This window comes from Micromonospora sp. NPDC000121 (genome assembly GCF_042899165.1).
Classification (GTDB): Bacteria; Actinomycetota; Actinomycetes; order Mycobacteriales; family Micromonosporaceae; genus Micromonospora.
On sequence record NZ_JBIAZP010000005.1, the window covers coordinates 208,145 to 219,587 of the forward strand.

10 protein-coding genes and 1 riboswitch are annotated in these 11,443 nt (G+C 76.0%); of the genes, 3 read left to right on the top strand and 7 right to left on the bottom strand.

Annotated elements, in window-relative coordinates; genetic code table 11:
- Positions 1–269: 269 nt before the first annotated feature.
- Positions 270–3,917, top strand: coding sequence for a hypothetical protein (locus tag ACFY23_RS16950; protein ID WP_350819112.1), 3,648 nt, complete (start codon positions 270–272; stop codon positions 3,915–3,917).
- On the opposite strand, the gene ACFY23_RS16955 is transcribed toward ACFY23_RS16950, so the two are convergent.
- From ACFY23_RS16955 to ACFY23_RS16985, 7 genes are all read right to left on the bottom strand, one after another.
- The gene (locus ACFY23_RS16955; protein ID WP_350683729.1) at positions 3,918–4,700 is read right to left on the bottom strand and encodes a hypothetical protein; all 783 of its coding nucleotides are present in this window, start codon (positions 4,698–4,700) and stop codon (positions 3,918–3,920) included. It abuts the gene before it with no gap.
- Positions 4,701–4,727: 27 nt separating this feature from the next.
- Positions 4,728–5,600 (bottom strand): PspA/IM30 family protein, encoded by an 873-nt coding sequence (locus ACFY23_RS16960; protein ID WP_350683727.1) that lies wholly within the window; start codon positions 5,598–5,600, stop codon positions 4,728–4,730.
- Positions 5,601–5,809: 209 nt separating this feature from the next.
- Positions 5,810–6,253 carry a helix-turn-helix transcriptional regulator gene (locus tag ACFY23_RS16965; protein ID WP_350683725.1) on the bottom strand — a complete coding sequence of 148 codons (444 nt, stop codon included), beginning with the start codon at positions 6,251–6,253 and terminating at the stop codon, positions 5,810–5,812.
- A 285-nt stretch (positions 6,254–6,538) separates the two neighbouring features.
- Positions 6,539–7,096, bottom strand: a complete 558-nt coding sequence (locus ACFY23_RS16970; RefSeq protein WP_350819113.1) for a CinA family protein — start codon at positions 7,094–7,096, stop codon at positions 6,539–6,541.
- A 161-nt stretch (positions 7,097–7,257) separates the two neighbouring features.
- Positions 7,258–7,845, bottom strand: coding sequence for a CDP-diacylglycerol--glycerol-3-phosphate 3-phosphatidyltransferase (gene pgsA, locus ACFY23_RS16975; protein WP_350680628.1), 588 nt, complete (start codon positions 7,843–7,845; stop codon positions 7,258–7,260).
- Positions 7,846–7,922: 77 nt separating this feature from the next.
- Positions 7,923–9,473 (bottom strand): 30S ribosomal protein S12 methylthiotransferase RimO, encoded by a 1,551-nt coding sequence (rimO, locus tag ACFY23_RS16980; protein WP_350680626.1) that lies wholly within the window; start codon positions 9,471–9,473, stop codon positions 7,923–7,925.
- Positions 9,474–9,606: 133 nt separating this feature from the next.
- Positions 9,607–10,530, bottom strand: coding sequence for an ornithine cyclodeaminase family protein (locus ACFY23_RS16985; protein ID WP_350680624.1), 924 nt, complete (start codon positions 10,528–10,530; stop codon positions 9,607–9,609).
- Positions 10,531–10,621: 91 nt separating this feature from the next.
- Positions 10,622–10,687: riboswitch (guanidine-III (ykkC-III) riboswitch) on the top strand.
- A 59-nt stretch (positions 10,688–10,746) separates the two neighbouring features.
- On the opposite strand from ACFY23_RS16985, the gene ACFY23_RS16990 reads away from it, so the two are divergent.
- Entirely contained in the window at positions 10,747–11,061 is a 315-nt protein-coding gene (locus ACFY23_RS16990; RefSeq protein ID WP_350680622.1) for an SMR family transporter, read from the top strand.
- 128 nt (positions 11,062–11,189) lie between these two features.
- On the top strand, positions 11,190–11,435 hold the full coding sequence (locus ACFY23_RS16995; RefSeq protein WP_350680620.1) for a hypothetical protein: 246 nt from the start codon (positions 11,190–11,192) through the stop codon (positions 11,433–11,435).
- Positions 11,436–11,443: the final 8 nt, after the last annotated feature.

An 11,443-nucleotide genomic window follows, 5' to 3' on the forward strand; every position in this document is an offset into this window, starting at 1 on the left:
CCGTCAGCCGGCGGCGGGCGGGGACGACGGGCGCCACCCGCCCGCCCTCCATCGACCGTCCGACCGACGTGGGGCCGGCGTGTCGGGCGGGACACTCCGCCGGCGCGGCGGGAAGTCACGCCCGCGCCACAGATACGGACGATTGGGTACTTCCTAACCCCCGCCGTCGAGTCGCATGCTGCGGTTGACTCCTCACGCATCGTCAGCGACGCGCGACCGGGCCGCCACGCCGCCGTGGCGGGCCCCGCGCCCGGACACCGGGGAGAGCCATGGACCTGTTCCGCAGACTCCGGATCCCATGGGTGGAGCGGGCGGCGCCCCGCACCGGGAACGGCGCCACCGCCGGATCCCGGCCGGCGGGGCCCGTCCCGGCGGCCCGACGCGCGGAGGAGCCCGTCGTGGCGCCGGCCAGCCTCGACCCGGCGGCCGTCCCGCGCTGCTTCGGCCCGGTGCCCAACTACGCCCGCAGCCCGCTGCCGGTCGTCGGGGCCGACGGCCGGGTGGTGCCCGGCACCGGCATCCGCAAGTTCGTCGACGCGCTGCCCGGCCTCGGCACGCTCGGCCGCACCCAGTTGGGCGGCCACCTGCCCGTGGCGGTGCCCGACACCATCAGCTACCCGGGCTGCGACTACTACGAGATCGTCCTGGAGCAGTACGCGCAGCGGCTGCACCGGGACCTGCCGGCGACCCGGCTGCGCGGCTACCGGCAGCTCAACCTCGGCACGGACGCCAACGGGCACAACACGGTCGTGCCGGCGGGGCGCCCCTGGCACCTCGGCCCGGTCATCCTGGCCCGCCGGGGCCGCCCGGTCCGGGTCAAGTTCATCAACCACCTTCCCACCGGCCGGGCCGGGGAGCTGTTCCTGCCCGTCGACCCGACCGTGGAGGGCGCGGGGACGGGCCCGCTCGACGGTCCCGCGCCCTACCCGCAGAACCGGGCGGTGCTGCGGCTGGCGGGCGCGCACACCGGGTGGATCAGCGCCGGCAACCCCTGGCAGTGGGTGGCCCCGGCGGGCGAGATCACCCCGTACCCGGGCGGGGTCGGCCTGACCCACGTCCCGGACATGCCGCCGCCCGGCGCGGGCGCCACGACGCTCTACTACCCGAACGAGCAGAGCGGGCGGCTGTGCTGGTTCCACGACAACACCGTCGGCCTGGCCCGGCTGACCGTCTACTCCGGGCAGCTCGCGCTCTACCTGCTCACCGACCCGGCCGAGGAGGAACTCGTCGCCGACGGCGTGCTGCCCACCGACCAGCTCCCCCTGGTGATCGAGGACAAGACGTTCGTGCCGGACGACACCCAGCTCGCCGGCGAGGACCCGACCTGGGACCGGGACCGCTGGGGCTCCCGGGGCAGCCTCTGGCACCCGCACGTCTACCAGCCCCGGCAGAACCCGCACCGGGCCGACGGGACGAACCCGACCGGCCGGTGGGACTACGGCCCGTGGTCGCGTACGGCCGACGTGCCCGGGCCGCGGGAACACCCCGGGAAGCCCGACGCCGGCCCGGTGCCGAACCCGCACCACGACCCGGTCACGGACCCGGACGAGCCGCCGCTGACACCCGGCGTCCCGCACCCGTCGGCGGTGCCGGACGCGTTCGGCGACACCATGCTGGTCAACGGGATCGCGTACCCGTACCTGGAGGTCGCGCCGCGGACGTACCGGTTCCGGGTCCTCAACGCCTGCCTGGACCGCGCCCTGAACCTCCAGCTCTACCGGGCCCGCTCGGACGGCCCGATGTGGGACGCGGAGGGCGACCTGGTCGACGCGGACGCCGGGGAGGTGCCGATGGTGGAGGCGGTCCGCGCGCCGGGCCGTCCGGCGGGCTGGCCGACGGACGGGCGCGAGGGCGGCGTCCCGGACCCGCGCGCCGCCGGCCCGGAGCTGATCCAGATCGGCAACGAGGGCGGCCTGCTCCCCACGCCGGTGGTGGTGCCCAACCAGCCGGTCGGCTACCGGTACGACCGCCGGGACCCGACCGTGCTCAACGTCGACTCGCACGCGCTGCTGCTCGCCCCGGGCGAGGTGGCCGACGTGCTGGTGGACTTCTCGACGGTGCCGCCGGGCGGCACGGTGATCCTCTACAACGACTGCCCCGCCCCGCTGCCCGGCTTCGACCCCCGCGCCGACCACCACACGGGCGCGCCGGACCGCACCGCCGAGGGCGGCGCGCCGCCGACCCGCCCCGGGTACGGCCCGAACACCCGCACGCTGCTCCAGTTCCGGGTCGCCGGCACCCCGGCGCCGCCGTACGACCTGGCCCGGCTGCGGGACCGCCTGCCCCACGCGTACGCGGCCAGCCAGCGCCCGCCGATCGTGCCGCAGGCGGCGTACGACGCGGCGTTCGGCACCCGCACCGGCCGGGAGACGGTCGTCCCGGTGCACGCCACCACGGTCAGCTTCGTGCCGACCGCCGGGGCCGCCCCGGTGCTCCTCCCGCTGGAGGTGAAGGCGGTGCAGCAGGCGTTCGAGCCGGAGCACGGCCGGCTCGTCGGCCGGTTGGGCGTCGGGCACCCGCACGCCGGGCCGTTGCATCCCGCCACCCTGCCGCTCGGCCCGACCGATCCGGCCACCGAGGTGCTGCACGTGAGCGATCCGGCCGTTCCGGTGGGCGCGCCCGCCGACGGCACCCAGCTCTGGCGCATCCGCGGCAACAGCCGGCAGACCCAGCCGGTGCGGTTCGCCGGCTGCGACGTCCAACTGGTCAACCGGGTCGGCTGGGACGGCGCCACCCGCCCGCCGCACCCCGCCGAGCGGGGCTGGAAGCAGGTGGTCCGGGTCAACCCGCGGGAGGACGTGGTCGTCGCGCTGCGGCCCGTCGCGCCGCCCCTTCCGTTCAAGATCGGCGACAGCGTACGGCTGCTCGACCCGGCCCGGCCGGCCGGCGCCCGGACCGGCTCGACCCCGGTCAGCCCGGTCGACGGCCGGCCGTCGCTGGTGGTGAACCAGCTCGTCAACCTCGGCTGGGAGTACCACTGGCACAGCCAGCTAGCCGGGCACCGCGACCAGGGCATGACCCGGCCGCTGGTGCTGCGGGTCTCGCCCCGGGCGCCGACCGGGCTGACCGCGACCCCGGCCCCGGGCTCGGCGACCGCGCTGCCGGCGATCGCGCTGGCCTGGACGGGCAACGGCAGCCGCCCGGCGGCCACCAGCCACCTGCTCCAGCGGGCCACCGACGCCACCTTCACGCAGGGGCTGACCGCGATCACCGTGGCGGCCACGGCGACCCGCTACACCGACGCCACCGTCACCCCCGGGGTGACCTACCACTACCGGATCCGGGCGGAGAACGCGGTGAGCTGCTCCACCTGGTCCAACAGCGTGCCGGCGTCGGTGCAGCTCGCCGCGCCGGCCGGGCTGACCGCGGCGATCCCGCCGGCCGCGCCGCTGCGGATCGCGCTGCGCTGGACCAACCGTTCCTTCGCCACCGGCATCGACGTGCAGCGGGCCACCAACCCGACCTTCAGCAGCGGGCCGGGCACCACCGCGATCGGGGTCGGCGACAACCACCTCGACGCCGCGGTCGCCGCGGACACCACGTACTACTACCGGGTGCGGACCACCTATCTCGGGGCCGCGTCACCCTGGTCGACGGTGGCCCGGGCGACCACGCCGCCGGCCCCGGGACTGCCCACGGGGGTGACCGCCACCGCCACGGCGCCCGGGCCCGACACGGCGACGGTGATCCTCGGCTGGTCGGCGAGCACCCCCACCGGGCCGGGGGCGGGGTTCATCGTGCAGCGGGCGCTGGACCCGGCGTTCAGCCGGGAGGTGTCGACCTTCACCGTCACCGGCCGCGGCTTCACCAACACCGGCCTGGCGCGGGGCGTCACCTACCACTACCGCATCCGGTCGTTCAACGTCGTCGGCAGCTCCCCGTTCACCGGCCCGGTGCCGGTCACGACGCCGCCGTGATCAGGGAGTGCGCAGCGGCGCGCCGACACCGCGCAGCTCGGCCAGCGCCGAGGCGACCCCGTGCAGCAGGTCGGTCGCCTCGGTCAGGCGGGCGGCGGCGGCCGGGTGGTCGGTGTCGGGACGGGCGTCCTCGGCGACGTAGCCGGCTGCGGCCACGACCAGCCGCTCGTACGCCGCGACGCCCTGCTCCAGTTGGCCGGTCAACGCCCGGTGCGCCTCGGCCAGCGGCGGTCGGGCGTCGGCGGGGGCGAGCCGCAGCGCGCGTTCGACACTGGCCACCCGGCCGGCGAGGTCCCGCAGCGACCGGTCGGCGTCGGCCGCCTCCGACAGGGCGGGCCCGGCCAGCCCGGTCAGCCGGCCGGCCATCCCGGCGAGGGTGAGGGCGGCCCGGTCCAGCCGGGCCCACGGCTCGGCGGCGCTGGTGCCGCGCAGCGCCACCCGGGAGCGCACCCGGCGCACCTCGGCCAGCACGCCGGGGCCGGCGGGGAGCCGCTCCACGGCGGCGACCAGCCTGGCGCGGGACCGGGCGGCGGCCTCGGCCGGGTCGAGCGCGGGCGGCGCCGGCTGGGCGGCCAGCGCGCGCAGGTCGACCCAACGCCAGGCGGCGAGCACCAGCGCGCCGCCCGCCCCGGCCGCCCAGGCCGCGTCGGGCAGCCCGAGCCCGGCGTACGGCGTCAGCACGGCAGCCGCGCCGCCGAGGCCACCTGCCGTGACGCTCCACCGGCGGGCGGACCGCCGCAACCGGCTCAGGCGCCGGAAGTACCGCGTGCGCTCGTCTGCCACCTCTGCTGCCTCCTAGACCTGACCGGCTCAGCCGGCGGCGGTGGTGTCCCCGGTGCCGCGTTCCCGGCCCATGCTGGCCCGGATCTCGTTCAGCCGGGCGGCGGCGGCCGGGTCGGCGGCCGGCGCGGCGGGTTCCGTACGCGCGACGGGCGGCCGCTCCTGCTTGCCGCCGAGCTGCTCGCCGGCCATGCTCGACCGGATCTGCTCCAGCCGGGCGGAGCCGGCCGAGTCGAGGGTCGCCTTCTGGATCTCCAGCATCCGGCCCTCGACGGAGTTGCCGGCCAGCTCCGCGCGGCCCATCGCGGTGGCGTACCGCTGCTCGATCCGATCGCGCACCTCGTCGAGCGAGGGCGTGCTGGCGGGCGCGGTCAGCGCCGACATCGACTCCAGCGAGCGGGCCACGCTCTCCTGCATCTTGGCCTGCTCCAGCTGGCTGAGCAGCTTGGTGCGCTCGGCGAGCTTCTGCTGGAGGATCATCGAGTTGTTCTCGACCGCCCGGCGGGCCTGGGCGGCGGCGCCCAGCGCCTGGTCGTGCAGGGTCTTCAGGTCCTCGGTGGCCTGCTCGGCGGAGACCAGCTGGGTGGCCAGGGTCTGCGCGGAGTGCTCGTAGCGGTTGGCCTCGGCCTCGTCGCCCTTGGCGCGGGCCTGGTCGGCGAGGACCAGGGCTTGGCGCGCGTTGGCCTGGAGCCGCTCGACCTCCGACATCTGGCGGGACAGCTTCATCTCCAGCTGCCGCTGGTTGCCGATCACCGCGGCGGCCTGCTGGACGAGCGTCTGGTGCTGGCGCTGGGCCTCCTCGATGGCCTGCTGGATCTGCACCTTGGGATCGGCGTGCTCGTCGATCCTGGCGCCGAACAGCGCCATCAGGTACTTCCAACCCTTGACGAACGGGTTCGCCATCTCCGCGGTATCCCCTCAGTAGCGTCGCTCCGCCTCGACCGGGCCGGGCGGGCCTGGCCGGCTGCGGCGCGGCAGTGGCTCCATCGTCCCAGCCGGACGCCACCGGGGCATCCGTACCGGCCAGCGAAGCGAGCGCCGACGCCGTCCGCGATCAACCCTACGCGGCGGTCGCCACCGCGACCATGAGACGCGGACGGGGTGGGGGTGGGTCAGGCGGCGCAGACCACGTCGCGGTCGCCCCCGCGGACGCGGGAGGTGCGCAGCGTGGCCTTCAGCGGCGAATCCTGGCGGACCTGGACGGCGACCTTGCCGTCGGAGCTGACCTGGTGCACGCCCCGGCCGGTGGCCTTGCGCACCGTGGTCACCCCCGCGGTGTCGACGGTCTCGTCCTGCACTGGCACGAGCACGCCCGGCATCTGCTCGGCGAGCGCGACCGTGTCGCTGACCTCGCGCAGCAGCTCGGACAGGCGCGCGCCCAGCGCGTCGCAGATCGCCGCCAGCAGCTCGCTGGACGGCTCCTTCTGGCCGCGCTCGATCTCGGAGAGGTAGCCCAGGCTGACGTTGGCGGCGGAGGAGACCTCGCGCAGGGTGCGGTGCTGCCCCTGCCGGCGCGCCCGCAGTGCGTCACCGATAACCCGGCGTAGCAGGACCATTCGCACCTCCCCTGAGGGACACCACTGTTCCGCACGGCCGTCCGGCACGTCGTGCCGGCTCCGACCGTCGGAGCCTTCCCGCAACCGTACCCGTTGCCGGCCCCGCCGACATCCCACCCCGCCTCTCGGATTGCGGAGTCGGCTCAGCCTGTGGGATCGGCCCGGGGTGCGACGTCAGCCCCGGGGTGCGACGTCGGCCCGCCTTGCGGGGGCCGGCCCGGCCTGCGGCGCCCGGCTTGGCCCGCGGGGCTCGCCGGGCCTGCGGCGCTGCGCTTCGGGGTCGGCTCAGCGCCGCCCGGCGGTGGCGGTGTCGGCCCGGTCGGCGTCGCTTCCGCCCGCGTCGGTGTCGTGGATCCGCTCGGCGAGCAGCCGCAGCGCCTCGACGACCGCCGCGGAGCGGATGTGGTCGCGGCCGCCGTCCAGGTCGAGCCGCCGGACGTCGGTGCCGGCGGGCCCGGCCACCGCCACGTAGACCAGCCCGACCGGCTTGCCGTCCTGCGGCTCCGGGCCGGCCACCCCGGTCGTGGCCAGGCCCCAGTGCGCCCCGCAGCGCCGCCGCCCGCCCTCCGCGAGGGCCACCGCCACGTCCGGGTCGACGGGCCCGCGGTCGGCCAGCAGATCCTCCGGTACGTCGGCGAGCAGCGACTTCAGCTCGGTGGCGTAGACCACCAGCCCGCCCCGGAAGATGCCGCTCACCCCGGCGATCTCCACGATCGAGGCGGCCAGCAGCCCCCCGGTCAGCGACTCCACCGTGGCGAGGGTCTCGTGGCGCTCCGCCAGGCTGTGCACCACGCCCGCCGCCGGGCTGCCAACCGGCCGCGCGCCGTCCGCGTCACTCTCCATGCCCCAGATCCTTCCCCCGCCCCGCGGGCCCTACTCATCCTCCCCGAGCCGACAGGATCACAGGGTGTCCTGCCCCTCGCCGGGCACGGGTGTCCCCGCGCCGACGGGATCGCGGGATGGGGCGGCGTGGAGCCCCGGCCCGCCCGGCCGGGAGGCCGGGATCAGGAGGCGGGCCGGCGCAGGCGCAGGGCCTGGACGACGTAGTCGAAGCCGGTGACCACCGTGACCCCGACCGCCGCGGCCATGATCCACGGGCCGACGGCGGCGAGGGCGGCCGGCATCGGCCACAGGTACCAGGTGATGGCGAGGATCTGGAGCGCTGTCTTGATCTTGCCGCCCCGGCTGGCCGCGATCACCCCGTGCCGGATCACCCAGAAGCGCAGCGCGGTGATGCCCAGCTCGCGGACGAGGATCACCGCGGTCACCCACCACGGCAGCCGGTCGTACCAGGAGAGCAACAGCAGCGCGGCGCCGGTGAGCGCCTTGTCGGCGATCGGGTCGGCGACCTTGCCGACCGACGTGACCAGGGCGAAGCGGCGGGCGATCCAGCCGTCGACCAGATCGGTCACCGAGGCGACGGCGAAGATCAGGCAGGCGGCCATCTGCCAGCCGGCGTGGGTCATCCCCGAGACGACCAGGGACGCGCCGAAGATCGGCACCAGGACCAGCCGCAACGCGGTGAGCGCGTTGGCCGCGTTCAGCACGGGCACCCGGGCCACCACCGGCGTGGAATCCGCCGCCCCGGTCACCGCCGCACCCCGCTCCGGCCGCCGTGGCGCATCCGGCACCCTGCCACGTGGCTCCCCCGCTCTGTCCGGGCCCGCCGTCACCGTGCCGCGCCGGGCGCAGCCGAGATCATCTCATCCGGGACCGCGACGAGATCCACCCCTTCGGTGCCCGTCACCGTGGCGCGCACCAGGTCACCCGGGCGCAGCGCGGCGAGGTCCACCCCGCCGCCGGACGGGGCGACGAGGGTCGTCGAGCCGTCGACCTCGGGGGCCTGGTGGGCCGCCCGTCCCTCGACCACACCGTCGGCGACCGAGTCGACCAGCACCTCGACGGTGGAGCCGAGCCGCTCCTCGGCCCGCTGCGAGCAGAGCTCGTCGGCGAGCGCGCTGAGCCTGTCGTACCGGCGCTTGACGGTGGCGGCGGAGACCTTGCCGGGCAGCCCGGCGGCCTCGGTGCCGTCCTCGTCGCTGTAGTCGAACACGCCGATCGCGTCGAGCCGCGCCTCGGTCAGGAAGCGCACCAGCTCCTGGTAGTCGGCGCGGGTCTCGCCGGGGAAGCCGACGATGAAGTTGCTCCGCGCGCCCGCCTCCGGGGCCAGGGCGCGGGCGCTCGCCAGCAGCTCCAGGAACCGGTCGGTGGAGCCGAAGCGGCGCATCCGGCGCAGCACCGGCTCGCTGGAGTGCTGGAACGACAGGTCGAAGTACGCGGCCACGCCGGGCGTGGTGGCGATCGCCTCGACCAGGCCGGGCCGGGTCTCGGCCGGCTGGAGGTAGCTCGCCCGCACCCGGACGATGCCGTCGATCGCGGCGAGCTGCGGCAGCAGCTTCTCCAGCGCCCGGGGGTCGCCCAGGTCCTTGCCGTAGGAGGTCGAGTTCTCGCTGACCAGCACCAGCTCGCGGACGCCGGTCTTGGCCAGCCACTCCGCCTCGGCGAGCAGCTCGTCCGGCGTACGCGAGACGAAGGCGCCGCGGAAGGCGGGGATGGCGCAGAACGCGCAGCGCCGGTCGCAGCCGCTGGCGAGCTTGAGCGAGGCGACCGGGCCGGTGTCGAGCCGGCGGCGCAGCACCTGGCGCAGGTGCGCCGGGGTGTGCTCGTCGGTCTCGGTGACGCCCCGGGCGGGGGTGCCGTGGCCGGGCAGCGACACCGCGCTGTCCCGCCGCTTCACCGGGGTCAGCGGGAGCAGCTCGCGGCGGTCGCGCGGGGTATGCGCGTGGATCGCCTCGCCGGCGACCACGGCGTCCAGCCGGGCGGCGATGTCCGGGTAGTCGTCGAAGCTGAGCACGGCCTGCGCCTCGGGGAGGCTCTCGGCCAGCTCACGGCCGTACCGTTCGGCCATGCAGCCGGCCGCGACCACCTTCGCGCCGGTGTCGGCGGCGGCCAGCAGGGTCTGGATGGAGTCCTGCTTCGCCTTCTCCACGAAGCCGCAGGTGTTGACGACCACCACGTCGGCGCCCTCGCCGTCGGTGGTGACCTGCCAGCCGTCGGCGTGCAGCCGGGCGGCCAACTCCTCCGAGTCGACCTCGTTGCGGGCGCAGCCCAGCGTCAGCAGGGCGACGCGGCGGCCGTCGGCGGGCGACAGCTCCAGATCGCGGCGCGGCGCCGGGCGCGCCGAGCTGGAGTTGTCGGAAGGGGAGGTGGCAGACACCATCCGAGGGTACCGGGCCACCCGCGACTCCCCACGCACGCCCGTCCCGCGCGGAAGGCACCGGTGTCGGCGGGTGCGGTGCGGGAAGGGGCCTCCCGGCGCTCCGGTCGCGGCGGGGTGACGGACGCCACGCCGGTCAGACGGTCGCCGCGCCGACCTGGACCAGGCGGTCGAGCAGAAAGACCTCGGTGCCGGCCAGGCCGGTCGAGCAGAAGACCGACACCTGGTCCGCGCCGGTCCGGCCCGGCACCGCACCGGCCAGCACCGCGCCCAGGTCGCGCAGCCGCTCGGCGTACGCGGGCAGCGCCGCGAGCATCGGCGGGTCGTACGCGGCGGCCTGCGCCGGCGAGTCGGTGACCAGCAGGTCGGCGGCGTCCAGCAGGTCGGGGCCGAACTCGTGCCGGTCGACCTGCTTGAAGCCGACCGTGTTGACGTGGGTGCCGGGGGCGAGGTCGACGGCGTCGAGCACCGAAGTGACGCTGGTGGTGGCGAGCACCACGACGTCGCGGTCGGCCACGGCGGCCCGGGCCGAGTCCACGGCGCGCGCCGGCACGCCCAGCTCGGCGCGCACCCGGGCGGCGAACGCCTCCCGCCGGGCGGCGGAGCGGCTGTGCACCGTGACCTCGCGCAGCGGGCGGACCGCGGCCGCCGCCCAGACCTGCGTCCACGCCTGCCGGCCGGAGCCGACCACGCCCAGGGTGGCGGCGTCCGGGCGGGCCAGGGCGTCCACGGCGGCCCCGCCGAGCCCGCCGGTGCGGCGGGACCCCAGCTCCTCCCCGACCGCCACGGCCCGGACCGCCCCGGTGCGCCCGTCGTGCAGCACCACCACCTGCTCGCTCTCGGGGTGACCGAAGGTGTCGTACGAGCGGAAGCCGTACCACTCTCCGGTCAGGTGCCCGGCGGTGAGCACCATCCGTCCCCCGCCCAACGGCGCGGCGGCCCGGGGCGGGGCCACCAGGCGGCCGGCGTACGCGGCGAGCAGGGCGTCGCGCATGGCGGCCACGGTGGTGGGGGCGTCCAGCGCGGCGGTGACGTCGGCGTCGGAGAAGAGCAGCGGCATGCGCCCATACTGCAAGCTGAAGTCAAGTTGAGGTCAACGGGCGGTGGCCCGGTTCACTCCACGCGCCGCCCGCCGGGTGCTAGCGTCGGTCACGGCGGCCCCGTGGGCCGCTCCGGACGAGTCGAGGGCGTACCCGGTCAGGAAAAGACGCCCCGAGGTCAGCGACCGACTCGTCCCGGCCCCGGTGGTCCGGGCGCTCACACAGAGGTGACTCTCATGGCCTGGATCGTGCTGGTGGTCTCCGGACTCCTGGAGACGGCGTGGGCGATCGCCCTCGACCGCAGCGCCGGCTTCAGCCGTCCCGTCCCGTCGGTGGTCTTCGTGGTGACCCTGGTGCTCAGCATGGCCGGGCTGGGGTACGCGCTGCGCGACATCCCGGTCGGCACCGGCTACGCCGTCTGGGTCGGCATCGGGACGGTCGGCACCGCCCTGGTCGGGATGCTCGCGCTGAACGAGCCGGCCAGCCTGCCCCGGATCCTCTGCCTCCTGCTGGTGATCGCCGGCATCGTGGGCCTGAAGGTCTTCCACTAGGGACCGCGCGACACGGCCCGCCGGGGGCGACCCGCACCGGGGCGGCGGGCGGGTCCGAGGCGTGACGAACGGCCACAGTGGGTAGAGGTCGGCCTGGCAACGCAGGCTCTCATCCACCGGAGGCAGACATGGCCGACATGCACACCACCGCCCGCCCACGCAGCGGCGCCGCCCGCATCTGCACCATCCTGGGCTTCGTCTTCGCGGTCATCGCGATCCTGTTCCTGCCGCCGCTGTTCGGCCTCGCCGGCCTGATCCTCGGGATCGTCGGCGCCGTGCTCGGCGACAAGCCGCTGGGCTGGTACGCCGCCGTCGCCAGCGTGGCCGGCGCGATCATCGGCATGATCATCGGTGCCGCCATCTACAACTCCTGACCGCCGCT

What these genes read in the sequence shown, in the direction of transcription:
- ACFY23_RS16950 (WP_350819112.1), top strand. Translation starts at nt 270, where the DNA reads ATGGACCTGTTCCGCAGACTCCGGATCCCATGGGTGGAGCGGGCGGCG.
- ACFY23_RS16960 (WP_350683727.1), bottom strand. Translation starts at nt 5,600, where the DNA reads ATGGCGAACCCGTTCGTCAAGGGTTGGAAGTACCTGATGGCGCTGTTC.
- ACFY23_RS16965 (WP_350683725.1), bottom strand. Translation starts at nt 6,253, where the DNA reads ATGGTCCTGCTACGCCGGGTTATCGGTGACGCACTGCGGGCGCGCCGG.
- ACFY23_RS16970 (WP_350819113.1), bottom strand. Translation starts at nt 7,096, where the DNA reads ATGGAGAGTGACGCGGACGGCGCGCGGCCGGTTGGCAGCCCGGCGGCG.
- rimO (WP_350680626.1), bottom strand. Translation starts at nt 9,473, where the DNA reads ATGGTGTCTGCCACCTCCCCTTCCGACAACTCCAGCTCGGCGCGCCCG.
- ACFY23_RS16985 (WP_350680624.1), bottom strand. Translation starts at nt 10,530, where the DNA reads ATGCCGCTGCTCTTCTCCGACGCCGACGTCACCGCCGCGCTGGACGCC.
- ACFY23_RS16990 (WP_350680622.1), top strand. Translation starts at nt 10,747, where the DNA reads ATGGCCTGGATCGTGCTGGTGGTCTCCGGACTCCTGGAGACGGCGTGG.
- ACFY23_RS16995 (WP_350680620.1), top strand. Translation starts at nt 11,190, where the DNA reads ATGGCCGACATGCACACCACCGCCCGCCCACGCAGCGGCGCCGCCCGC.